Genomic DNA, 24205 nt, shown 5'->3' with positions numbered 1-24205 from the left:
CGCGCCCGACCGGATCTACCGTTCGCCCGCCGGGCTCGCCTCCGGCGTGCTGCTGCTCGCGCTGTGCGTCTGGCTGGGGGGCGACGCGATCGTGCAGGGCGAGGGCCGTACGCCCTGGCTCGCCATCGCCGCGCTGCTGTGCGCGGTGCCGCTGATCGTGGCCTTCACGCTGCGGCCCGCCGTCTACGCGAACACCGAGCGGCTGCGGGTGCGCAACCCGTTCCGCTCGATCGAACTTCCGTGGCGGACCGTCGTCTCGCTGCGCTCCGGGTACTCCAACGAGGTCGTCGCCGAGGGCGGCGCCAAGTACCAGCTGTGGTCGGTCCCCGTGTCCCTGCGGGGCCGTAAGCGGGCCGCCAGGCAGCAGGCCAAGCGCGAGGCGCCGGGAGGCGGCCGGCCGGGGTTCGGGCGCACCGCCACGGCCGCGCACGAGGTCGTGCCGAAGGCCCCGGGGGACAGCGCGATGGAGGAGCTGCGGGACCTGTGCTCCGCCGGTACGGAGGCCGCCGGGGCCGCCGCAGGCGGCGAGGCCAGGGCCCAGTGGGCCTGGCCGGTCATCGCCCCGGCCGTCGCGGGCGCCGTCCTGCTGCTCGTCCTGCTGCTGGCCTGAGAGACCGGGGGTGCGGCTGCGTCCTCAAGCGCCGTAGGAGCTTGAAGCGGTACGCGGTAGGCGGGGCGCGAACGCCCCGCCTACCGCGCGGGTCTCTCGACGAAGACGGTCTCTCAGGAGACGGACGGGAGCATCGCGACGACCAGTGTCGTCCAGGACTGGGGCCGCGCCCCGAGTCCCTGCCCGGTCTCCGGGTCCCAGTACTCCGCCCATCCGTTGACCGCGACGGCGGCGGCCGAAGAGCGCGCCAGTCCGTCCGCCGGGCCGGTCAGTTCCCAGCGGTGCAGCGCGAGCCACAGCAGGTAGTTCAGCTGGGGCCAGGCCGGTCCGCGCCAGTAGGAATGCGGATCGTAGGACGGATGCGAGCGAGCCACGTTGGCCGGTCCGAACGGGGCGGCGAAGCCCGCCGGGTCCGTGAGGTGGGCCAGCGCGGTGCGGGCGCGTTCGCCGTCGTCGGTGACGAGAGCACCCATCACCCCGTCGCTGATCGGCACGGAGACCGAGGGCCCTCCCCCCACCAGAGCGCGGTCGCTCCACAGCCCGTGCCGCTCGTCCCAGAGGTGGGTGTCCATGGCGCGGCTGATCCGGCGCGCCCGCTCGGCCAGTGCGGGGTCGTCGAGGACATGGGCGAGCTGCGCCATGTTGAAGGCGGTGTAGGCGTTGAAGGCCGCGGGACAGGTCACGAACGTGGAGGACCACGCCGCCGCCCCGTCCTCGTGGAAGGAGATGTCGCGCATCCGCTCCTTGTTCCACTGGGTGCGCGCGGCACGGTCGTAGTCGTGCCGGGTACGGCCGGGGGCGCCCCAGTCGTCGTAGCGCGGGGCGTGGTCGTTGCCGGCCTCCCACGGGTGGACGACGTAGAGCAGGTCGTCCTGCGTGCGCCGGTTCTCCCACAGCCAGTCCAGGCCCCGCCGGGCGCGGCGCAGGACCTCGGGGGCGGGGGGATCGCCGGCGTCGGCGAGGACCCGGGCGGCGTGGCCGAACATCGGCGGCTGGGTCAGCGAGGAGGTCGCGTCGAGCGGGCCGAGCCAGGTGTCCGGTCCGGCCGGCCCGTAGCGCATGTGCGGCACCATTCCGCCGGGCAACTGGCCCTCCAGGACCGCGGCGAGTTCGCGGTGCGCCCGCGCGTCGCCCAGGCGGGCCCAGGCGATGGCGTGGAAGCAGGAGTCCCACAGCCACAGGTGCGGGTAGGTGTCCGGGCTCGGTACGCAGAACCCGCGCCCCTCGTCCCAGTGGGCGTCGAGGAGGGCGAGCGCCTGCTGCTGGAGGGCGGGCTGGTGCACGGGGCCTGCCGTGGCGTCGCGGTCCGTGGATGTCATGGGTACCTCTTCGAGTGGGGGACGCGCCGTCGGTGTCGGGGGTGCGCGGGGCCGGTGGGAGGGCCGCTCAGCACAGCCAGTCCAGTGCGGTGGCCGCCGTCCAGGACTGGTCGTGGCTGCCGAGTGGTTCGCCGGTCAGAGGGTCGTAGTACTCGGCGAAGGTGCCGTCGCCGATGAGCCGGAGCCCTTCCTCGCGCAGCGCCGAGGCCCGGTCCTGCCAGCCCCGTTCGGCGAAGGCCCAGGAGAACAGCCACACCATGACCGGCCACTGCGGGCCCCGCCAGTACTCGCGCTGCCGGAAGTCGGGGGAGTCCACGGCCGTCGACGGAGGGACGGCCGCCATCAGCGCGGGGTGCCCGCACCAGGCATCGGAGTCCAGCAGGTCCGCCAGCCGCCGCTCGGCCGGCCGGTCGAGTCCGCCGCACAGGAGCGGTGCGAAACCCGCCAGGGTCTGCGAGGGGAGCCATGCACCGGTCCGCAGGTCCCGGTCGCGGGCCGTTCCGGTCAGCGGGTCCACGCTCGCGGCCACGCCGGTCCGGAAGCGGGCGGCCCAGGTCCGCAGCAGCCGGACGTCCTCGGCGCGCTCCGCCGCACCGTCGCCCAGTTCGGCGAGCGCCTCGCAGGCCAGGGCGAATATCGCGCTGGTGAAGACGTCCTCGACCGCGAAACTGCCGGTGCGCCGGACCTCCCGGTCGTCGTACCCGGCCCGCCGCATCTCCTCGATCAGCCAGAGGTAGCGGTCGTACTCGCGGTCGCTCGGCCGGCTGGAGGGGTCGGCGACCACCGTGAGGTCCACGCGCCGGTACGGCGGAAGGCCGCCGCCTACCTCGACCCGGCGGTAGGGGCCGTCCCAGCGCGGCGAGTTGTCCATGCCCGACTCCCAGCCGTGGTGCAGGGTGACCCGGCCGGTGCCCTCCGGGTCGCGCTGTTCGGCGAGCCAGCGGTGCCAGCGCATCAGCGGTTCCCAGGACCGCCGCAGGAACTCCTCCGCCGCCTGCCGTTCGGTGCGGCCGCGGCCGCGCGCCACGGCCATGATCCTTCTGACGGCGATCGCGTGCACGGGAGGCTGGCAGATCCCGGAGGTGGCGACGGCGGTGGGGCCGGCCGCGGCGAGCCGTCCGCACTCCCAGCGCCGCGGCCCGGGGAAGTACCCGGCCTCGTCGTCGGAGAAGACGATGTGCGGGATCATGCCGGTGGACCACTGGGCGGCGAGCAGCGTGTCCAGCTCGGTGATCGCCCGCGGGACACTGAGACGGGCGATGCCGACGGAGATGAAGGCGGCGTCCCAGCTCCACATGTGCGGGTACAGCCGGGGGGCCGCGGTCGTCATCGACCCCCGGTCGTTGCCGCGCAGGACGTAGGCCGCCCGTGCGGCGAGGGCCTTGTCCGTCGTCCGGGGCCCGCGGGGCGGGGCGAGGGTGCTCATGCCGTCTCCAGGGCGAGTTCGGTCTCGGCGTCGTACCAGCGCAGGTCGTCCGGGGCGAGGGTCAGCCAGACGGTGTCGGCCGAGGAGGCGCGGAAGGTGTTCGCCGCCTGGACCTTGACCTCCTGTCCGTCGACGTCGGCTGTCACCAGGACGGCGGAGCCCAGGGGTTCGAAGACCCGTACGGTCGCCCGGAGGGCCCCGGGGCGCCGCTCGTGGGAGATGCCGATCGTCTCGGCGCGGACCCCCAGGTGGACCTCGGTGCCGCCCAGGGGACGCAGCGCCGCGGGCGCGGGGACGACCTGGCCGCCGAGATCGGCGAGGACGCCGCCGTCCTGGCCGCCGGTGTCGATCCTGGCGCGGAGGAAGTTCATCGGCGGGCTGCCGATGAAGCCGCCGACGAACCGGCTCACCGGTTCGTCGTAGACGCGGAGCGGGTCCTCGCACTGGACGATGACGCCGTCGCGCATCACGGCGACGCGGTTGCCGAGGGACAGGGCCTCGGACTGGTCGTGGGTGACGTACAGCGTGGTGGTGCCGATGTCCTCGACGAGCTTCTTGAGGTCCGCCCGGAAGGACAGGCGCAGCAGGGCGTCCAGGTTGGACAGCGGTTCGTCCATCAGCAGGACGTCGGCGTCCACCACGATGGCGCGGGCGACCGCGACGCGCTGGCGCTGGCCGCCGGACAGCTGGGTGGGGTAGCGGTCCAGGTAGGGACCGAGCTGGAGGAGGCCGGCCGCCCAGTCGACCTTCCGCCTGACCTCGTCGGCGTCCACGCCCCGCATGGTCAGCCCGAAGCCGATGTTGGCGCGGACCGTGCGGTGCGGGAAGACGGCGTAGGACTGGAAGACCATAGACAGGTTGCGGTCCTTGGGCGGCAGGTACGTGACGTCCCGCCCGCCCACCACGATCTGCCCGGAGTCGGGCAGTTCCAGGCCGGCCAGCATGCGCAGCAGCGTCGTCTTTCCGCAGCCGGACGGCCCGAGCAGGACCATGAACTCGCCGTCGGCGATGTCGAGGGAGACGTCGTCCGTCGCCCGGGCGGAGGCGCCCGGATAGGTCTTGACCAGGTTGCGCAGATGTACTTCGGTCACGGTTTCCCCAGGGGTCGGAGCGAGTGCCCGCCGGGGCACGGGCTGTCCGCTCGGTGGTCAGCGCGCACTCGATCCCCACATGTTGAGCAGGTAGCGACGCATGAACAGGATGAAGAGCACGCCGGGCACGACGAGTACGAGCCCCCCGGCGAACTGGTAGGGCAGCGAGGACTGGCGCAGGGAGGTGAGGATCTGGGCCGGCAGCGTGCGGTGGTTGAGGGTGAGCACCGCCGAGGCGAGCACCTCGTTCCAGGACAGGACGAAGGTGAACACGCTGGAGGCCGCGATCCCCGGCGCCGCCATCGGGACGACCACGCGCCGGAAGGCGCCGAACCGGCCGCAGCCGAAGAGCAGCGCCGCCTCCTCCAGGTCGCGGGGGACCGAGACGAAGATGCTCGCGGTGATCAGGATGGTGGTGGGCAGCGCCAGTCCGGTGTGCACCAGGGCGACGGCCACGACGCTGTCGAACATGCCCGCGTTGAGGAAGAGTTCGGCCAGCGGAACGGACAGCACCACGACCGGGAGGGCGCGTACCAGCAGCAGGACCAGCTGGTAGGCGTCCTGGCCGCGGAAGACGAAGCGGGCCATGGCGTACCCGGCCGGCGCGCCGACGACCAGGGAGAGCCCGACGGTCCACAGCCCGGCCAGCAGGGAGTTGACCATGGACGGGCCGACCGCGGTGCCGGTGAAGAGGTCCGTGACCGTGGAGAAGGAGAAGTGGTTGGGCAGGAACGAGAGCGGGAACTGGCTCAGCCCCTCCCGGGAGGACAGGGCCGCGACGGCGATCAGGTAGAGGGGGATCCCCATGAAGAGACTGATCGCGACGGCGGCGCACTGCTGGAGCGCACGGGTGCGCCGACGCCGCCGCAGGGGAGTCCTGTCGACCGGCGGCAGGGTCAACCCCTCTGCTTGCCGGGTCTGTTGCGTGCGTACGGTGGTCGTCATCGCTTTCCGCCTTCCGCCCCGGACTGGCGCAGCAGCCTGAGGTAGGCCGTCGACGCGAGCAGGGACACGCCGAGCACCACGAGGGCGACCGCGCTGGCGACCGCGGGGTTCTGCAGTGCGGTGAACCACTGGTACGTCTCGCCCACCAGCATCGGGAAGTTCTGCCCGGTCAGTGCCTGGGCCACGGCGAAGGTCTGCAGGCCCATGATGGTCCGCAGGATGAGCGCCACCTGGAGGTTCGGCTTGAGCATCGGCAGGGTGACGTGGCGCAGGCGCTGCCAGGCGCTGCCGCCGAAGACCTGCGCGGCCTCGTCGAACTCCTTGGGGACCATCTGCATGCCGGCGACGACGATGACCATGACGAGAGAGGTCGAGCGCCAGACCTCCGCGAGCACCACCGCGAGCAGCATCGTCGAGGTGTGCTGGTAGGACAGCCAGGAATAGGAACCGCCCAGCCCGAGTGCGGACAGCGCGGAGTTGAGGTAGCCGCGGTCGGTGAACACCGACAGCCAGACCAGGCCGGCGGCGAGGTCGCTGACCGCGAGCGGCACGGCCCACAGGTAGAAGTGGAAGCGCGAGAAGCGTGGTTTGACCTGGAGCAGCAGCCCCATGCCGATGGCGAGGGCGAACTGCACGGGGATGACGATCGCGGTGAGCAGCAGCGTGTTGCGGACCGAGTCCCAGAAGCGCGGCTCCTCGACCATGCGGCGCCAGTTGTCGAGACCGACACCTCCCGGCCCGTCGAACGCCGCGCCGACGCCCTTGACCATGGGCCATCCGAAGAGTAGGAGCATGAAGACCAGCGAGGGCAGCAGCAGGAGGTAGGGGGTGCTCCTGCGCCACAGCGGAGGGCGCGTGGCCGGGGCGGCGGCGCTCATCCGACCGTGCAGTTCGTGTCGGCCCGGACGGGGTCGGGTGACCAGCAGGGCACCTTCACCTCGTCGAGGATGGACTGCATGTTCCTGGCCTGGGCGTCGAGCGTCCTGCGGATGTCCTGGTGGTTGAGCACGATCGCGGCGAACGCGTCGGTGAAGATCTTCGACATCTCCCCGTCGTGCCGGCCCAGGCCGACCGGCGGCAGCGACAGGATGGCCCGCGGTGCCGTCTGCTGTGCGTGCAGGGCGTCCGACTCCAGACGTATGGCGGGTGGCAGGTCCGGCGGGATGGGGGCCTTGACCGCGGGGAAGAAGGAGTTCTTGCGCAGCAGATCGATCTGCGCGGTGGGCTTGGCCAGTGCGCGCAGCAGGTCCTTGGCCGCGTCGAGGTGCGGGGCGCCCCTGGGTATCCCGAGGCCGAGCACCACCGACATGTAGCCGCGACCCTTGGGCCCGGCGGGGTTCGGGGCCATCACCCACTCCTCGGGGTGTTTCCTGGGTGCCTCGACCAGACGGGCGACGTGGTCCCAGGCGACGGAGACCTCACCTGAGGTGAGCGGCTCCTGCATGAAGTTGTAGTTGGTGCTGCTCGGCACGGTGTTGGCCCACAGGTCCCGGAGGTACTGCCACATCGTCACCGCCTTCGCGCTGCGGAACTCCGTGACCACTCCTCCGGTGAACGAGGGGTAGAGGTGTCCCTGCACGAAGCGGGCGAGCAGCCCCTCGGGACCGGCCGGCAGCCCGAAGGCGGGCTTGCCGCCGTTCGCCTTGCGCGCGGCGATCGCCCAGTCCAGGTACTGCTCGTAGGTGAGGGTGTCCACGTCCGCGCCCGACGGCAGGTGCTCCAGGGCGGACTTCCTGGCGCAGATCAGGTAACTGGCCTGGCACCACGGGACGTACCAGGTCCTCCGCGTGCCGAGCTTCGCCAGTTCCAGCAGGTCGGGGGAGTAGCCGCGGCCGGCCAGGTCCGTCATCAGCCCGCTGAGGTCGGTGAGGTAGTCCTCGCCCAGCATCGCGAAATCGCCGTGCAGACCGGCGATCACGTCGATCTGCACGTGTCCGCTGTCGGCCTGCGAACGCACCTGCGTACCGAGCTGGGAGGAGTCGCCCGCGACCAGTTGCGCGCCGGGCTCGTAGGCCCTGTTCAGGATGGCGCGCAGGTTCCGCGTCTCCTCGACCGGAGTGAACTGCGTCGTCAGGAAACTGACTCCGGATCCACTCGCCCCGGACGTGGACATCCCGCTGCACGCCGCGAGCGCGGGGGTCGCGACGCCCGCGACGGACCCCCAGCGCAACACGTCCCGCCGCGAAGGGCGGGAGCGTGGAGGTGAGTTGAGCATGGTGTTCTCCGTTGGTTCGGTCAGCCGCCCGGGGTACCGGACCGCACGGCAAACGGGAGAGAGAGCACGCGTCCGTCAGCGGTCGGCGTACGCAGGCCCGGCAGCGTCCGGCCGAGGCGACCGGCGACTCATGGCTCGGACACTAGGTACCGTCGGTAAGCGCGTCAAGGGTGTTAACGATAAATGTTAACGTTGACATCTCTGCTACGGTGCATCCCGTCACTGTCCGCGACGTTGCAGAGATGAGGGTGCGAGACGTGCAGCCCCGGTCCTACGAACCCAATCCCCACTACCCCCTCGAAGGTGCGGACACGATCCCCGGCTGGGCCGCGTCGGCCCGCTCGCTGCCCGAGGGACCGGTGACCCTGGCCCTCGACGGGCCCGCCGCGTTCGACTGGCACGCGGCCGTGGCACTGCTGTCGTCGGCGCTGGAGGAACGTGGGCTGACCGTGGCGCCGACGGACCTGCGCGAGCAACTGGCGCCCTGGAACGAGATCGTGGAGCGCACCGGCTTCGCCGGTCTCGCCGACGACCCGGACTTCGACCGGCTCGCCGACGGCACCCTCGGCGACCTCTTCGACGCGCTGGTGGCCCCGGCCCCGCCCGCCGGCGGGGTGGCCCTGGTCTTCGGCCCGGGCGCCGCGCTGGTCGCGCACGACGTGCTCTGGTACGCCGACGCCCCCAAGCGCTTCGCGGAGGCCGCCGTCATCGCCGGGAGGGCGCCCAACCTCGGGCAGCGCCCCACGGACGGCCCCCCGACCACCAAGCGGCTGTTCTACATCGACTGGCCCCTGCTCGACCGTCACCGCGACGCCGTCGCCCCGGACATCGACCTCTGGATCGACTGCCAGGACCTCACCGCTCCCCGCAGCGTGGCCGGCGAGGCCCTACGGCGTACCGCGCGTTCCCTGGCCCGGCGCCCCTTCCGCACCCGCCCCACCTTCAACACCACGTCCTGGGGCGGCCACTGGGCGCAGGAGGAGCTGGGCATGAACCGGGACGCGGCCAACACCGCCCTCGGGTACGAGCTGATCGCCCCGGAGAGCGGCGTACTCGTGGGCGAGTCGGGCTCCGCGGTGGAGGTTCCCTTCCAACTGCTGGTAGCCCTGCACCCGGACGAGATACTCGGCCCCGAGGTCCACGAGGTGTTCGGCACCTCCTTCCCCGTACGGTTCGACTACCTCGACACCGTCGGCGGCGGCAGCCTCTCCGTGCACTGCCACCCGCAGTCCGACTACATGCGCGAGGTGTTCGGCTGGCCGTACACCCAGCACGAGACGTACTACGTGATGGTCGGCGGCGAGCAGAACACGGTCTACCTCGGACTGCGCGAGGACGCCGACCTGGCGGCCTTCGAGCACGAGGCGCACGAGGCGCACCACCACGAGACGCCCTTCGACATCACCGCCTACGTCCAGACCCACGCGGCCGACCCGCACCAGCTGTTCGTCATCCCGGCGGGCACTCCGCACGGCAGCGGCAAGGGCAACGTCGTCCTGGAGGTCAGCGCGACCCCCTACCTGTACTCCCTGCGCTTCTACGACTGGCTGCGCCGCGACGCCGAGGGGCGCCAGCGCCCCGTCCACCTCGGGCACGCCTTCGAGAACCTGACCACCGGCCGCACCGGCGACGCGGTCACCGAGGACCTGGTGCCCGCTCCGCGTCCGCTGCGCACCGGCGAGGGCTGGCGCGAGGAACTGCTCGGCGCGCTGCCCGAGATGTTCTTCGAGGTACGCCGGATCGTGGTCGAGGGTGACCACCCCGCCGAGGACGACACCGCCGGGCGCTTCCACATCCTGAACCTCGTGGAGGGGGAGGGCGTGGAGATCGTCACCGAGAGCGGGCACCGGCACGCGCTGGCCTACGCCGAGACCCTGGTGGTCCCGGCCTCGGTCGGCCGCTACACGCTCACCAGGACCGGCCGGAGCCCGGTCCGGCTGGTGAAGTCCCTGGTCCGGTGAGGACGGTGCCCTCGACACCTCCGGCCGCTCGTCCCGCACCTGCGGCCGTCCCCGTCCCCGGGACCGGCGGCCCGCACGCCACCCCCGTGCTGGAGATCGGCGGGACGCACGTCACCGCGGCCCTGGTGGACACCGGGCGGGCGGCCGTGCTCCAGGACAGCGTGCGGCACGCCGCCCTCGACCCCGGCGCCCCGGCGGAGGAGATCCTCGGCGCGGTGCTGGCCTGCGCCCGGGAGGTGGCCGCGCCACCCGGGGCGACCTGGGGCGCGGCGGTGCCCGGCCCCTTCGACTACGCCCGCGGCGTCGCGCGCTTCAGCGGCGTCGGCAAGTTCGACGCGCTGGCCGGAACCGATCTGGGACGCGCCCTGACGGCCGGACTGCCGGGCGCCGGAGCGCACTTCCGCTTCCTCAACGACGCCCACGCCTTCACCCTCGGCGAGTGGGCCGTGGGAGCGGGGCGTGGCCACGGGCGGGTGGTGGGCCTGACCCTGGGCACCGGAGTGGGATCGGCCTTCCTCGCCGACGGGGCCCTGGCCGACGAGGGCCCGGGCGTCCCCCACGAGGGGCACGTGCATCTCCTCACCATCGACGGACGCCCGTTGGAGGAGACCGTCTCCCGGCGGGCCCTCCTGCGGCGGTACGCCGCCGAGACGGGCCACTCCCCGGACGACGGGGTCGACGTCCGCGACCTCGCCGAACGTGCCCGGGCCGGTGAGGCCGTGGCGGGCCGGGTCCTGCACCGGGCCTTCCACGCGCTGGGGGCCGCGCTCGCGCCCTGGCTGAGCGCCTTCGGAGCCGAGGCCGTGATCGTGGGCGGCTCCGTCGCGAGAGCGTGGGACCTGGTGCGGCCTGCCGTGGACGCGGGCATCACGCAGGCCGGGCCGCGTACCGATATCGTGCTGCGCAGGGCCGAACGACTCGTGGCGGCGCCCCTTCTGGGAGCCGCCCTGCACGTGCGGCAGGTGGGTGCGGCACCCCGCGCCGACGTGCGCCGGGGAGGGGAGGACACATGACCGACTCGCGTCGTGAGCCGGAGCGCCCCGCCGCCCCGAGCACCCGTCAGGAGACCACCCGGGCCCGGGGGGCGGCGCCGCCCACACTGCACGACGTGGGGCTGCGCGCCGGGGTCAGCGCCATGACCGCGTCGCGGGCCCTGCGGGGCGATCCGAGGGTCTCACCGCGGACCACCGAGCGGATCCGCTCGGCCGCCGCCGAACTCGGCTACCGCCGCAACGAACTCGCCCGGGGGCTGCGGCTGGGCCGCACCACGGGGATGATCGGCCTGGTGGTCACCAACCTGGCCAACCCCTTCTACTCCCAACTCGCGCTCGGCGTCGAGGCCGTGGCCTCCGCGCACGGGATGAAGGTCGTCGTCAGCAACACCGCCGACCGGGTCGAACAGGAACGCGAGATCGTGGACGACCTCGCCGCGCGCCGGGTCGACGGGATCATCGTCGTGCCGGCCGGCCCCGACCACGGCCACCTCGCCCCGGCCCAGCTCAACGACATCCCCGTGGTCCTCGCCACCCGGCCGCCCGTCGGCATCGAGGTCGACTGCGCGCTGCTGGACGACTTCGGGGGCGCGCGGGAGGCGACCTCCCTGCTCGTCGCCGACGGCCACCGGCGCATCGGGTTCCTCGGGCCGCCCGCCGCGTGGACCAGCGCCGAGCGACTGCGCGGCTACCGTGCCGTCCTGGAGGAGTCGGGCCTCGCCCTCGACGAGGACCTGGTGCGGTGCGAGCAGCGCGACATCGAGTCGGCCCGGCGGGCGGCCACCCGGATGCTCGGACTTCCCGAGCCGCCGACGGCCTTCTTCTGCGCGAACAGCCGGAACACGCTGGGTGTCGCCCGCGTGGTGCGGCCGCACCCGCGCCGGGTCGCGATCTTCGGCTTCGACGACTTCGAACTCGCCGACATGCTCGACCTGTCGCTCCGCGTCGTGTCCTACGCCCCCGAGGCGCTGGGCCGCAGGGCCGCCGACCTCCTGTTCGGCCGCCTCGCCGAGAACCGTCGGACGGGGACGGACGAGCGGGCGCCGCTGGCCCGCGCGATCCTCCCCACCTCGGTCGTCGACCACTCCCCGGCCGCCCGCGGCCCCGCCCCCTCGCGGGGCAGGACGTGAACCACCGTCTGGACGGACAACTGCGGGCCGCCCTGCCCGGACTGCGCCCCGCGGACCTCTGCGACATACCCGCCGCGCGGGAGCAGGCGGCCGGGAGGCTGCGTGCCAACCCCCTGCCCGAGGATCCGTCGGTGACCGTGCGGGACGTGACCGTCCCCGGCGGCGCCGGCCGGCCCCCGGTCGCCCTGCGCCTGTTCACCCCGTCCGCTCCGGCCGGCCGGTCGCGTCCGGCCGTGTACGACATCCACGGCGGGGGGTTCGTCCTGGGTTCACTGGACGCGGTCCACTCCCGGGACCTCAGACTGTGCCGGGAGACCGGTGCCCTCGTGGTGGCCGTCGACTACCGGCTGGCACCCGAGCATCCGTTCCCGGCGGCGCTGGACGACTGCTGGGCGGGCCTCGTGTGGCTCGCGGAGGCCGCCCCGGAACTCGGCGTGGACAGCTCCCGGATCGCCGTCTACGGCCAGTCCGCGGGCGCCGGGCTCGCCGCCGCCCTCACCCACCTCACCCGGGACCGCGCGGGGCCGGCGCTCTGCTTCCAGTACCTGGGCACCCCGGCACTGGACGACCGGCTGGACACCCCCAGCATGCGGAGCTTCACCGACACCCCCGGCTGGTGGCGCGAGAACGCCGTGCTCAGCTGGGAGAGCTACCTCGGTCCGGGCCTGCCCGGAAGTGACGGAGTGTCGCCCTACGCCGCTCCCGCGAGGGCCACGGACTTCTCGGGGCTTCCCCCGGCGTACATCACCGCCATGGAGTTCGATCCGCTGCGCGACGAGGGCATCGCCTACGCCCAGGCGCTCCTCGCCGCCGGGGTCCCGGTGGAACTCCATCTCTTCCCCGGGACCTTCCACGGATCGGTCGGGGTGTCCGGGGCCGAAGTCTCCCGGCGGGAACTCGACGAGGAGGCCGCGGTCCTCGGACGCGCCCTGCACGGCCCGGGCCGGAGAGCGTGACGTGAGCCCGTTCGTATACGTCCGCTGAGGCTTCGGCCGGACGAGGACGCGCCCGCGAACGGGAGCACGGAGAGCGAACCGGGGGATATCGGCCCCTGAATACCACTTTGGGGCAGGCCGGGTCTCGCATCGTGAACGCCCCTGGCCCTAGCGGTCGGCCATGGTGTTTACGTGGACGTCACACTGATACCCCCCGCGCGCGGCAATGGCGCCGAGCGCCCCTCACCGGCCGCAGCCGTGCCGTGTGCCGGTCCGGTGTACCGGTCCGGTTCCGGTGGCGGCCGTGCCAGAAAGGGCTCCCGTGACCACGCGACCCGATATGAACACCGCTCTCGACGCCCTGCGTGTCGAGATCGAGCACCGCAACCCGGCCCAGCCCGAGTTCCACCAGGCCGTCCACGAGGTGCTGGAGACTCTCGCCCCCGTGCTCGTGGCCCGGCCCGAGTACGCCGAGCCGGGGCTGGTCGAGCGGCTGTGCGAGCCCGAGCGGCAGATCGTCTTCCGGGTGCCGTGGCAGGACGACCGGGGCCGCGTCCACGTCAACCGCGGCTTCCGGGTCGAGTTCAACAGCGCGCTGGGCCCGTACAAGGGCGGTCTGCGGTTCCACCCGTCGGTGAACCTCGGCATCGTCAAGTTCCTCGGCTTCGAGCAGATATTCAAGAACGCGCTGACCGGCCTCGGTATCGGGGGCGGCAAGGGCGGCAGCGACTTCGACCCGCACGGCCGCAGCGACGCGGAGGTCATGCGGTTCTGCCAGGCGTTCATGACCGAACTGCAGCGGCACATCGGCGAGCACACCGACGTCCCCGCGGGTGACATCGGGGTCGGCGGCCGGGAGATCGGCTACCTGTTCGGGCAGTACCGGCGGATCACCAACCGCTGGGAGGCCGGCGTCCTCACCGGCAAGGGCCCCGGCTGGGGCGGCTCACTGATCCGCCCCGAGGCCACCGGGTACGGCAACGTCCTGTTCACGGCGGCGATGCTGCGCGAGCGCGGCGAGGACCTGGAGGGCCGCACGGCGACCGTCTCCGGATCGGGGAACGTCGCGATCCACACCGTCGAGAAGCTGCTCGCCCTCGGTGCGAACCCGCTGACCTGCTCGGACTCCACCGGTTACGTGGTCGACGAGAAGGGCATCGACCTCGGTCTGCTGAGGCAGGTCAAGGAGGTCGAGCGCGGCCGGATCAGCACGTACGCCGAGCGCCGCGGCGGGTCCGCGCGCTTCGTGCCGGGCGGGAGCGTCTGGGAGGTCCCCGCCGACATCGCCCTGCCCTCGGCCACCCAGAACGAGCTGGACGAGAAGGACGCCGCCGCGCTGATCCGCAACGGCGTCAAGGCCGTGTCCGAGGGCGCGAACATGCCGACCACCCCGGGGGCCGTCCACCTGTTGCGGGAAGCCGGAGTGGCCTTCGGGCCCGGCAAGGCGGCGAACGCGGGCGGGGTCGCGGTCAGCGCGCTGGAGATGTCCCAGAACCACGCGCGCGCCTCGTGGACGGCGGCCCGCGTCGAGGACGAGCTGACCCGCATCATGAACGACATCCACACCACCTGCCACGAGACCGCCGAGCGCTACGGGGCGCCGGGCGACTACGTCACGGGTGCGAACATCGCCGGCTTCGAGCGGGTCGCCGACGCGATGCTGGCGCAGGGCGTCATCTGAAGGCAGCGAGCCGTCCGGCTCCCGCCGGGCTTCCCCGTACGAGGTGCGGGGAAGCCCGGCCGGGAACGGGGCCCGGTGAAAGGGGGCCTACGCCAGTCCCAGCAGCGCGGACACGTCCCGCGCGACCCGGTCCAGCGCCTCCCCGGCCTCCCGCCGGTCGCCCACGGCCTCCAGGTAGCACTTGAGCTTCGGCTCGGTGCCGCTCGGGCGGACGATCACCCGGCCGCGCACCCCGGAGCCGCCGAGCACGTACCGCAGGCCGTCGGTCGGCGGCAGGCCGTTCAGGCCCTCGCCGAGGTCCTCGGCGCTCAGGACGGACAGGCCGCCCAGGGACGCCGGGGGCTCGGCGCGCAGGCGCGCCATCGCCGCGGTGATCAGGGAGAGGTCGGCGACGCGGAAGGAGACCTGACGCGTCGCGTGCGTCCCGTGTTCGCGCGCCAGGTCCTCCAGCGCGTCCACGAGGGTGCGGCCCGACTCCTTGAGGACGGAGGCGAACTCGGTGACCAGCAGGGCCGCCGTGACGCCGTCCTTGTCGCGTACGCCCTCGGGGTCGACGCAGTAGCCGAGCGCCTCCTCGTAGCCGAAGCGCAGTCCGGGGACCCGGGCGATCCACTTGAAACCGGTGAGGGTCTCGGCGTGCGGGCGGCCCGCCGCGCGGGCGATCGCGGCGAGCAGGGTCGAGGAGACGACGGACTCGGCGAACACGCCGTGCTCCCCGCGCCGCACGAGGTGCAGCGCGAGCAGGGCGCCGACCTCGTCGCCGGTGAGCATCCGCCAGCCCCCGGGCCGCGCGGCGTCCGGTACGGCCACCGCGCAGCGGTCCGCGTCCGGGTCGTTGGCGATGATCAGGTCGGGGGGCGGGGTGAGGGCGCGGGCCGTCGCGAAGGCCAGGTCCATCGCCCCCGGCTCCTCCGGGTTGGGGAAGGCGACCGTCGGGAAGTCCGGGTCGGGCTCGGCCTGTTCGGGGACGGGGACCGGTGCGGGGAAACCGGCCCGCGCGAAGGCCGCCCGCACCGTCTCGGTGCCCACGCCGTGCAGCGCGGTGTGCACGACGCGGGCGGTGCGCGGGCTGCCGCCCGCCAGCACCCGGTCGGTGCGCTCCAGATAGGCGTTCAGGACGTCCTCGCCCAGGACCTCCCAGCCCGCATCGGCGCGCGGTACGTCCGCCAGGGACTCCACGGCCTCGATACCGGCCGCGATCTCCGCGTCGGCGGGCGGCACGATCTGCGAGCCCGCGCCCTCGGCCGGGTCCGGGTAGCCGAAGCCGAGGTACACCTTGTAGCCGTTGTCGCGCGGCGGGTTGTGGCTCGCGGTGACCTCGACGCCCGCGACCGCCCCGAGGTGACCGATCGCGAAGGCCAGTACGGGGGTGGGCAGCGGGCGCGGCAGTACGGCCGCGCGCAGGCCCGCCCCCGTCAGCACGGCCGCCGTGTCGCGCGCGAAGTCCGCCGACTTGTGGCGCGCGTCGTAGCCGACGACGACGAGGCCGTCCCCCTTGCCCCGGTCCTTCAGGAAGGCGGCGAGCCCGGCGGCGGCCCGCTGGACCACCGCCCGGTTCATGCGCATCGGCCCCGCACCCAGCTCGCCGCGCAGCCCGGCCGTACCGAACTGGAGCGTGCCGCTGAACCGGTCGGCGAGCGCGTCGAGTTCACGGTTGTCGATCAGCGCGGACAGCTCGGCCCGGGTGTCGGGGTCCGGGTCCTCGGCGAGCCAGCGGCCGGCGCGTTCGAGGAGGTCCTTCTCGTCCAGTTCCACCACGGTGGATCGGCCCTTTCGTGCGTGCGGGGTACGAAGGTGCGGGAGGGGGCGGGTGTCGCGGCGTACGCGGGTGTCAGATGCGGTCGAGGACGCGGGCCAGCAGATCGCCCATGTGCGCCGCCGAGTCACGGCCGGCCTGGAGGACCTCCTCGTGGTTGAGGGGCTCCCCGGAGAGACCGGCGGCGAGGTTGGTGACCAGCGAGATGCCGAGCACCTCCGCCCCGGCCTCACGCGCGGCGATGGCCTCCAGCACGGTGGACATGCCCACCAGGTCCCCGCCCATCGCGCGGACCATGCCGATCTCGGCGGGCGTCTCGTAGTGCGGGCCGGGGAACTGCACGTAGACGCCCTCTTCGAGGGAGGGGTCGATCTCCTTGCACAGCGCGCGCAGCCGCGGCGAGTACAGGTCGGTGAGGTCGACGAAGTTCGCGCCCTCGATCGGCGAGGTCGCCGTGAGGTTGATGTGGTCGCTGATGAGGACCGGCTGGCCCGGCCGCATCCCGGCGCGCAGCCCCCCGCAGCCGTTGGTCAGCACGATGGTCTTGCAGCCGGCGGCCACCGCGGTGCGCACGTTGTGCGCGACGGCGGCCACGCCCCGGCCCTCGTAGAAGTGGGTGCGGCCCAGGAAGACGAGCGCGCGCCTGCCGCCGAGGTTCCCGTAGGAGCGGATGCGGCCCGCGTGCCCCTCGACGGCGGGCGGCGGGAAGCCGGGCAGGTCGGTGAAGGACAGCTCGTGGTCGGCCGCGCCGAGCACCTCCGCCGCGGGCACCCAGCCCGAGCCCATCACCAGGGCCACGTCGTGGGACTCGGCGCCCGTCAGCTCGCGCAGCCGCGCGGCGGCGGCCTCCGCGGCCGCGAAGGGGCCGCCCTGGATGTCGTCCGGAATAACAGATGCGTTCACGCGGACGAGCGTAGCCGCTCATGTCCTACGCGCGTAGACGCCTCCGATAACGACCTGATTGCCGTCTCCGCCGTGGGGCCCCGGGGCCCGGACCAGCCTGTTCAGGCGGCCGGACCACGGGGCGGACCCGGGGCGGCGGGGGGTGCGGGGTTTGGCGCGAACCGCACGGGCGTCACGCCTCGGGGTGCCCGGGACGACGCCGTCCGCCCCGTTCAGCAGGGGCGCTTGCGCAGTTCCATCACGTAGTCGTGGGGGGCGCCCGCCGACTCGGCGGCGTCGGCGATCTCGCCCAGGTAGCGCGCGGAGGGCAGGCCGCCCTCGTAGCCGTTGAGGACGTAGAGCCACACCGGCTCCTCGCCGTCCAGGGTGTGCACCCGTACCCGCATGCGCCGGTAGATGTCGAGGCCGACGCCCTCCCAGCGGTCCATCGAGTCCTCGTCGAGCGGGGCGATGTCGTACAGCGTCACGAAGACCTGCGAACGCGGGGCCTCCACGATCGTGGCGAGCGCGCCCTCCCAGCCCATCTGCTCACCGCCGAAGGTCAGCCGCCAGCCGTTCAGCCAGCCGGTGCCGCGCAGCGGCGAGTGGGGTGCGCGGCGCGTCATCAGCCGCGCATCGAGATTGCCGGCGTACGCAGCGTAGAGCGACATGGGGACGAGGGTACGGCAGTGGACGCCGGGAGCAGGGGGGAGCGCGGGGAGCGAGCGGCGGTCCCGGACGCGCACGCGGCCCACCGTCGTGCTCCGGCGCCCGCGGGGCATACGTGAGCGAGGGCACACCCGGACGGAGGGGCCGGGGGCGAAGGCTCTTGAAGGGTGCGGGACAATGGGGTATGTGACTCGGATCGTGATTATCGGTGGCGGACCCGGCGGATACGAAGCGGCCCTCGTGGGCGCCCAGCTCGGCGCGGAGGTGACCGTCGTGGACTGCGACGGCCTCGGCGGCGCGTCGGTGCTCACCGACTGTGTGCCGTCGAAGACCCTGATCGCCACCGCGGAGGTGATGACGACCTTCGACTCCTCCTACGAGGAACTCGGCATCATCGTCGCGGACGACACCCCACCCATGGAACAGGCGGCCCGGGTCGTCGGCGTGGACCTCGGCAAGGTCAACCGCCGCGTCAAGCGCCTCGCGCTCGCCCAGTCCCACGACATCACCGCCTCCGTGACCCGGGCCGGCGCCCGCGTCCTGCGCGGCCGGGGCCGGCTGGAGGGCCAGCAGGACCACGACGGCTCGCGCACGGTCGTCGTCACCGCCGCCGACGGCTCCGAGGAGCGGCTGACCGCCGACGCCGTCCTCGTCGCGACCGGCGGCCACCCGCGCGAACTGCCCGACGCGCGGCCCGACGGCGAACGCATCCTCAACTGGACCCAGGTGTACGACCTGGAGGAGCTGCCCGAGGAACTGATCGTGGTCGGCTCCGGGGTCACCGGCGCCGAGTTCGCCGGGGCCTACCAGGCGCTCGGCTCCCGCGTCACCCTCGTCTCCTCCCGCGACCGCGTGCTGCCCGGCGAGGACCCGGACGCCGCCGCCGTCCTGGAGGACGTGTTCCGCAGGCGCGGCATGAACGTCATGGCCCGCTCCCGCGCGCAGGCCGTCAAGCGGGTCGGCGACCGCGTCGAGGTGAGCCTCGCGGACGGCAGGACCATCTCCGGCACGCACTGCCTCATGGCGGTCGGCGCCATCCCGAACACGGCGGGCATGGGCCTGGAGGAGGCCGGGGTCAAGCTCAAGGACTCCGGGCACATCAAGACCGACCGGGTCTCGCGCACCAGCGCCCCCGGCGTCTACGCGGCCGGCGACGTCACCGGCGTCTTCGCGCTCGCCTCGGTCGCCGCGATGCAGGGCCGCATCGCGATGTACCACTTCCTGGGCGACGCGGTCACCCCGCTCAACCTCAAGGCCGTCTCCTCCAACGTCTTCACCGACCCGGAGATCGCCACCGTCGGCTACAGCCAGGCCGACGTCGACAGCGGCCGCATCGAGGCCCGCGTCGTGAAGCTGCCGCTGCTGCGCAACCCGCGCGCCAAGATGCAGGGCATCAGGGACGGCTTCGTCAAGCTGTTCTGCCGCCCCGGGACCGGCGTCGTGGTCGGCGGCACCGTCGTCGCCCCGCGCGCGAGCGAGCTGATCCACCCCATCTCGATCGCCGTCGACAACAACCTGACGGTCGAGCAGATCGCGAACGCCTTCACCGTCTACCCCTCGCTGTCCGGCTCGGTCGCCGAGGTCGCCCGCCAGCTGCACACCGTCAAGGTCGCCGAGGAACTCTGACCCGGTCCGCCGGGGCCCGTCCGCCCGGAACACCCCCGTCCGCCCGGGACACGTGACGGTCCCGGGCGTGTCGCCCTGCGGAACCCTGAGGAACGACGGCGCCGCGCCCTCGAACGAGTGATCTCGGGCCCCGGTTTCGGCAAGACTCCGGCCGAGGGGCCGGCGCTCCCCGACGGAGCGCCGACTTCCGTCCCACGACGGGCAGATGGCGGCCGGGTTCGGGCGTATAGCGGCGCGCGGAGGTCAGGAACGTTCCGCCGAGGACAGGCCCGTCCGCCCCGGCGCGGAACTCCCGCCCCCGGGGCGGCTGCGCGCGCGCCCCGTCCGGTGCGCCGCTGACCTGCGCCTTCACCGGACCGGTGGCCGAACTGGCGGGGGCGGCGTACGGCGGTGCGCCCCGTATACCACTTCGGGGGGTCGTGTGCGGACAACATCTGTAACTCGGCGGAAACCGGTGAAAGCAGACGGTCACCCGAGTTACTGTCAGTTTTGTGTTCGCTGCAGAACGTCGTCAAATGATCCTCGAAATGGTGCGCGCCAACGGGGCGGTATCGCTCCGGGAGTTGGCCCGCGTCGTCCAGACCTCAGAAGTGACCGTACGGCGGGACGTGCGGGCACTCGAAGCGGAAGGGCTCCTCGACCGCCGGCACGGCGGGGCGGTGCTGCCCGGCGGTTTCGCCCGCGAGTCGGGCTTCCCGCAGAAGACCCGGCTGGCCTCGGCCGAGAAGACCGCCATCGCCGATCTCGCCGCGGGCTTCGTGGAGCCGGGCGAGGCCGTCGTGATCGGCGCCGGGACCACGACCCAGGAGCTGGCCAGACGGCTGGCCAGGGTGCCCGGCCTCACCGTCGTCACCAACTCCCTGCTCGTCGCGCAGGCCCTCGCGCACGCCAACCGCGTGGAGGTCGTCATGACCGGGGGCACCCTGCGCGGCTCCAACTACGCGCTCGTGGGCAGCGGCGCCGAACAGTCCCTCCAGGGGCTGCGCGTGTCGCGGGCCTTCCTGTCCGGCAGCGGCCTCACCGCCGAACGCGGGCTGTCCACGTCCAACATGCTCTCGGCGAGCGTGGACCGGGCCCTCGTGCAGTCCGCCGCGGAGGTCGTCGTCCTCGCCGACCACACCAAGCTCGGCACCGACACGATGTTCCAGACGGTGCCGACCGAGCTGATCACCCGGCTGGTCACGGACGAACCGCACCCCGGTGAGGAACGCGCCGCGACCGAACTCCAGGCCCTCGCCGACCAGGGCGTGCAGATCTCCGTCGCCGGGGCCCAGCCCCCGCCCTCCCGTCCGCCCGCCGAACCGGGCGCCGAGCGCAAGGCCCGCAAGCAGCCCCGCGCCCAGGGCCGTGACGTACCGCTGCCCGGCCAGCGCCGCGCACACGTCCAGGGCGGGCCGCCGGGGCCGCCGCGCGGCTCCGCCACGGCCGGGGACCAGGGGCCGGTCGGTGAACGCGCCCGGGTCGCCGACCTGCGGCGGCGCTGAGGGCGGGACCAGCGCGCGCGGTCCCCGGGAACCACGCGGCCGTGCGAGCGGTCTAGGAGGGGGACGGACGGGCCGTGCCCACGGCCCGTCAGCAGCCCCCCACCGGCCTCCCCAGGCCGCCGTCCCCCGGTCGTGGAGGCCACCATGACGCTCACCGGCTCCCGTACACCCCCGCCCGGCTCCGCCCGTGCCCTGCCCGCGCTGCGCCCGCACGCCTGGACGGCGGCCGGGGCGCTCGGCCTCCTGGTGCTCGCGCGCCTGGCCATGGTGGTGTGGCAGTTCCGGCTGCACGACGAGACCGCGGCGTACATCCCCAAGAGCGAGCGGGAGGAGGGCTACCACCCGCCGCTCACCTCGCTGGAGCAGACCTATCACTGGCTGGACGACGCGTACACCGTGACGCTGTTGCTGAGCGTCCTGGCCTTCCTGCTGTGGCTGCGCCGGGCCCGCGACAACGCCGACGTGCTCGCCCCCGGCGCCCAGCGCTACCGCAGGATGTGGCTGCTGCTGGGCTGGTTCGTCCCGGTGGTCGCCCTGTGGTTCCCGCGCGGCATCGTCGTGGACGTGTGGCGCGCCGGGGCCCGCGGCGGCCTCGCACCCGAGGAGCGGCGCACCCCCTGGTACGTCAACGTGTGGTGGCTGCTGTGGCTGTGGAGCACCGTTGCCAGCGGCACGGGGCTCGCCCAGGACGACACCGAGGCCGTCGACCAGGTGCACACCGCCTTCGGCAGCGCGCTCCTGAACGACGTGGTGATCATCGTCGCGGCCGGCTTCGCCGCCCTGGTGGTGCTCGCGCTCAGCCGCGACCAGGACGAGGTGACGGCACCCGGCCGGCGGGGCGTCCCGGGAGGCACCGAGGGCGACTGAGCGTCCTGCGTCCCGGGGTGCCTGTCAGCCCGGTCGCCCCGGTGGCGGCCGGTGGCCCGTCCGCAGGCCGTCGAGCACGAGCCCGAGCAGTCTGCCCCGCCCCTCCTCGTCGCCCTCGGGGAGCCGCTCCGCCGCCCAGGCCACGGCGGTCGTGAGCAGCAGGACGTCGTGCGGGCTCGCGGCGGCCCGGACCGAGCCCGCGCGCTGCGCGGGGACCAGGAGGAGCGCCGCCGCCCCGGACAGGATGTCGTGACAGGACGTCATCCGGCCCTGTTCGGCGAGGGCGCCGGAGAGACCGCCGTAGGTCGTGGCGTACGCGACGTAGGAGCCCAGCCACCCGGCGAGCGCCTCACTCGCCTCCAGGGCGGGATCGGCGGACAACTGCTCCGCCTCGGCGCACAGCGCGGCGATCCCGGCGGCGAACACCGCCTCCATGAGGGCGTACCGGTCGGGGAAGTGGCGGTAGAGCGTGCCGATGCCGACTCCGGCGCGGCGCGCGATGTCCTCCAGCGAGGCCTCCGTACCGGCCTGCGCGAACGCGGTACGGGCCTCGGCGAGCAGCCGTTCGTAGTTGCGCCGGGCGTCGGCGCGCAGGGGGCGCTCCCGGGGGGCCGTCCGGGCCGGGGCGGGGTCCGGTTCGGGTGGTGCGGCCATCCTCGTCCTCCGTGTCCTGCGTCGCACGCGTGCGTCCACAGCATCGCATCACGAACGGGCCGGTCCGAGGGTGGCGACGGAGGCTCGGGACGACGACGGGCGGCTCCCCGGTCTCCCCGGGTGCCGCCCGCCGTCCTGCCGGTCCGCGGACCCGTGTCAGTCCTTGATCTCGCAGATCACGGCGCCGGAGGTGAGGGAGGCGCCGACCTCGACGGCCAGGCCCTTGACGGTGCCGGAGCGGTGCGCGTTGAGCGGCTGCTCCATCTTCATCGCCTCCAGGACGACGACGAGTTCGCCCTCCTTGACCTCCTGGCCCTCCTCGACGGCGACCTTGACGATCGTGCCCTGCATCGGTGAGGCGAGGGTGTCGCCGGACGCGGCCGGTCCCGACTTGCGGGCCGCGCGGCGCTTGGGCTTGGCACCCGCCGCGAGACCGGTACGGGCCAGCGACATGCCGAGCGAGGAGGGCAGCGAGACCTCAAGCCGCTTGCCGCCGACCTCGACCACGACTGTCTCGCGGCTCGCGTCCTCGTCCGCGTCGGTGTCCGAGGAGGCCGCGAAGGGCTTGATCTCGTTGACGAACCCGGTCTCGATCCAGCGGGTGTGGATGGTGAACGGGTCGCTGGAGCCGGTGAGTTCGGGGGCGAAGGCCGGGTCCCGCACGACCACGCGGTGGAAGGGGATCGCGGTGGCCATGCCCTCGACGCGGAACTCGTCCAGGGCGCGGGCCGCGCGCTGGAGCGCCTGCTCGCGGGTCGCGCCGGTCACGATCAGCTTGGCGAGGAGGGAGTCCCAGGCGGGGCCGATGACCGAGCCCGTCTCGACCCCGGCGTCCAGGCGCACGCCGGGGCCGGAGGGCGGGGAGAAGAGGGTGACGGTGCCGGGGGCGGGCAGGAAACCGCGGCCCGGGTCCTCGCCGTTGATGCGGAACTCGAAGGAGTGGCCGCGCAGTTCGGGGTCGTCGTAGCCCAGTTCCTCGCCGTCGGCGATGCGGAACATCTCGCGCACGAGGTCGATGCCGGAGACCTCCTCGGTCACCGGGTGCTCGACCTGGAGGCGGGTGTTGACCTCCAGGAAGGAGATCGTGCCGTCGTTGCCGACGAGGAACTCGACGGTGCCCGCGCCGACGTAACCGGCCTCCTTGAGGATGGCCTTGGAGGAGGAGTACAGCTCCGCGACCTGGGCCTCGCTCAGGAACGGCGCCGGGGCCTCCTCGACCAGCTTCTGGTGGCGGCGCTGGAGGGAGCAGTCGCGGGTGGAGACGACCACGACGTTGCCGTGCTGGTCGGCGAGGCACTGGGTCTCGACGTGCCGGGGCTGGTCGAGGTAGCGCTCCACGAAGCACTCGCCGCGGCCGAAGGCGGCGACCGCCTCACGCACCGCGCTGTCGTACAGCTCGGGGACCTCTTCGAGGGTGCGGGCGACCTTGAGGCCGCGTCCGCCGCCGCCGAAGGCCGCCTTGATCGCGATGGGCAGGCCGTGTTCCCTGGCGAAGGCCACGACCTCCTCGGCGCCGCCGACCGGGTCGGGGGTACCGGCGACCAGGGGGGCGCCCGCGCGCTGGGCGATGTGGCGGGCGGCGACCTTGTCGCCGAGGTCGCGGATGGCCTGCGGCGGGGGGCCGATCCAGGTCAGGCCGGCGTCGAGGACGGCCTGCGCGAACTCGGCGTTCTCGGACAGGAAGCCGTAGCCGGGGTGCACGGCGTCGGCGCCGGACTCCTCGGCCGCGTGCAGGACCTTGGCGATGTCCAGGTAGCTCGTCGCCGGGCTGTCACCGCCCAGGGCGTACGCCTCGTCGGCGGCGCGGACGTGCGGGGCGTCCCGGTCCGGCTCTGCGTACACGGCCACGCTCGCGATACCCGCGTCCCGGCAGGCACGGGCGACACGGACGGCGATTTCACCACGGTTGGCGATGAGCACCTTGCGCACGATGGCTCCCTCCTTGCTGTCTCGTCCCGGGGG

At 73.3% G+C, this 24205-nt stretch carries 20 protein-coding genes; 9 read left to right on the top strand and 11 right to left on the bottom strand.

What is annotated here, in order from left to right:
• Window positions 1-13 precede the first annotated feature (13 nt).
• Entirely contained in the window at window positions 14-610 is a 597-nt protein-coding gene (locus AB0J21_RS28150) for a PH domain-containing protein (protein WP_363149022.1), read from the top strand.
• 113 nt (window positions 611-723) lie between these two features.
• On the opposite strand, the gene AB0J21_RS28145 is transcribed toward AB0J21_RS28150, so the two are convergent.
• From AB0J21_RS28145 to AB0J21_RS28120, 6 genes are all read right to left on the bottom strand, one after another.
• On the bottom strand, window positions 724-1929 hold the full coding sequence (locus AB0J21_RS28145) for a hypothetical protein (RefSeq protein ID WP_363148938.1): 1206 nt from the start codon (window positions 1927-1929) through the stop codon (window positions 724-726).
• 67 nt (window positions 1930-1996) lie between these two features.
• Window positions 1997-3355, bottom strand: coding sequence for a hypothetical protein (locus AB0J21_RS28140; protein WP_363148937.1), 1359 nt, complete (start codon window positions 3353-3355; stop codon window positions 1997-1999).
• A complete protein-coding gene (locus AB0J21_RS28135; RefSeq protein ID WP_363148936.1) occupies window positions 3352-4446 on the bottom strand; it encodes an ABC transporter ATP-binding protein in 1095 nt (364 codons plus the stop codon). The genes AB0J21_RS28140 and AB0J21_RS28135 overlap by 4 nt, the downstream gene beginning before the upstream one ends.
• A 57-nt stretch (window positions 4447-4503) precedes the next feature.
• Complete coding sequence (locus tag AB0J21_RS28130) at window positions 4504-5391, bottom strand: carbohydrate ABC transporter permease (RefSeq protein ID WP_363148935.1); 888 nt, start codon at window positions 5389-5391, stop codon at window positions 4504-4506.
• The gene (locus AB0J21_RS28125) at window positions 5388-6269 is read right to left on the bottom strand and encodes a sugar ABC transporter permease (RefSeq protein WP_363148934.1); all 882 of its coding nucleotides are present in this window, start codon (window positions 6267-6269) and stop codon (window positions 5388-5390) included. The genes AB0J21_RS28130 and AB0J21_RS28125 overlap by 4 nt, the downstream gene beginning before the upstream one ends.
• Entirely contained in the window at window positions 6266-7606 is a 1341-nt protein-coding gene (locus AB0J21_RS28120) for an ABC transporter substrate-binding protein (protein ID WP_363148933.1), read from the bottom strand. Before AB0J21_RS28120 ends, AB0J21_RS28125 begins: the two co-directional genes overlap by 4 nt.
• A gap of 242 nt (window positions 7607-7848) precedes the next feature.
• Between AB0J21_RS28120 and AB0J21_RS28115 the strand changes: the two genes are divergently transcribed.
• The 5 genes from AB0J21_RS28115 to gdhA all read left to right on the top strand — a co-directional run bounded on the left by AB0J21_RS28115 (window position 7849) and on the right by gdhA (window position 14305).
• Entirely contained in the window at window positions 7849-9567 is a 1719-nt protein-coding gene (locus AB0J21_RS28115; RefSeq protein WP_363148932.1) for a hypothetical protein, read from the top strand.
• Between the two features lie 86 nt (window positions 9568-9653).
• A complete protein-coding gene (locus tag AB0J21_RS28110) occupies window positions 9654-10580 on the top strand; it encodes an ROK family protein (RefSeq protein ID WP_363149021.1) in 927 nt (308 codons plus the stop codon).
• Entirely contained in the window at window positions 10577-11689 is a 1113-nt protein-coding gene (locus tag AB0J21_RS28105; protein WP_363148931.1) for a LacI family DNA-binding transcriptional regulator, read from the top strand. The genes AB0J21_RS28110 and AB0J21_RS28105 overlap by 4 nt, the downstream gene beginning before the upstream one ends.
• Window positions 11686-12645, top strand: a complete 960-nt coding sequence (locus tag AB0J21_RS28100; protein ID WP_363148930.1) for an alpha/beta hydrolase — start codon at window positions 11686-11688, stop codon at window positions 12643-12645. Before AB0J21_RS28105 ends, AB0J21_RS28100 begins: the two co-directional genes overlap by 4 nt.
• Window positions 12646-12946: 301 nt before the next feature.
• Window positions 12947-14305, top strand: a complete 1359-nt coding sequence (gene gdhA, locus AB0J21_RS28095) for an NADP-specific glutamate dehydrogenase (protein WP_363148929.1) — start codon at window positions 12947-12949, stop codon at window positions 14303-14305.
• Between the two features lie 87 nt (window positions 14306-14392).
• On the opposite strand, the gene AB0J21_RS28090 is transcribed toward gdhA, so the two are convergent.
• The 3 genes from AB0J21_RS28090 to AB0J21_RS28080 all read right to left on the bottom strand — a co-directional run bounded on the left by AB0J21_RS28090 (window position 14393) and on the right by AB0J21_RS28080 (window position 17614).
• Entirely contained in the window at window positions 14393-16063 is a 1671-nt protein-coding gene (locus tag AB0J21_RS28090) for a phospho-sugar mutase (protein WP_363148928.1), read from the bottom strand.
• Between the two features lie 73 nt (window positions 16064-16136).
• On the bottom strand, window positions 16137-16964 hold the full coding sequence (locus AB0J21_RS28085) for a purine-nucleoside phosphorylase (protein WP_363148927.1): 828 nt from the start codon (window positions 16962-16964) through the stop codon (window positions 16137-16139).
• A 212-nt stretch (window positions 16965-17176) separates the two neighbouring features.
• Window positions 17177-17614 (bottom strand): gamma-glutamylcyclotransferase, encoded by a 438-nt coding sequence (locus AB0J21_RS28080; RefSeq protein WP_363148926.1) that lies wholly within the window; start codon window positions 17612-17614, stop codon window positions 17177-17179.
• A gap of 175 nt (window positions 17615-17789) precedes the next feature.
• Between AB0J21_RS28080 and AB0J21_RS28075 the strand changes: the two genes are divergently transcribed.
• The 3 genes from AB0J21_RS28075 to AB0J21_RS28065 all read left to right on the top strand — a co-directional run bounded on the left by AB0J21_RS28075 (window position 17790) and on the right by AB0J21_RS28065 (window position 21589).
• Complete coding sequence (locus tag AB0J21_RS28075; RefSeq protein ID WP_363148925.1) at window positions 17790-19238, top strand: NAD(P)H-quinone dehydrogenase; 1449 nt, start codon at window positions 17790-17792, stop codon at window positions 19236-19238.
• A 515-nt stretch (window positions 19239-19753) separates the two neighbouring features.
• A complete protein-coding gene (locus AB0J21_RS28070) occupies window positions 19754-20722 on the top strand; it encodes a DeoR/GlpR family DNA-binding transcription regulator (protein ID WP_363148924.1) in 969 nt (322 codons plus the stop codon).
• A gap of 144 nt (window positions 20723-20866) precedes the next feature.
• Window positions 20867-21589: a DUF4328 domain-containing protein gene (locus AB0J21_RS28065; protein ID WP_363148923.1), complete on the top strand. Its 723-nt coding sequence runs from the start codon at window positions 20867-20869 to the stop codon at window positions 21587-21589.
• Between the two features lie 24 nt (window positions 21590-21613).
• Here the strand turns inward: AB0J21_RS28065 and AB0J21_RS28060 are convergent, their stop codons facing one another.
• Window positions 21614-22243, bottom strand: coding sequence for a helix-turn-helix domain-containing protein (locus AB0J21_RS28060; protein ID WP_363148922.1), 630 nt, complete (start codon window positions 22241-22243; stop codon window positions 21614-21616).
• Between the two features lie 156 nt (window positions 22244-22399).
• Complete coding sequence (locus AB0J21_RS28055; protein ID WP_363148921.1) at window positions 22400-24172, bottom strand: biotin carboxylase N-terminal domain-containing protein; 1773 nt, start codon at window positions 24170-24172, stop codon at window positions 22400-22402.
• Window positions 24173-24205: the final 33 nt, after the last annotated feature.

Source organism: Streptomyces sp. NPDC049954 (assembly GCF_040656295.1).
Taxonomy (GTDB): domain Bacteria; phylum Actinomycetota; class Actinomycetes; order Streptomycetales; family Streptomycetaceae; genus Streptomyces.
This window is presented reverse-complemented; position numbering and strand designations above follow the sequence as displayed.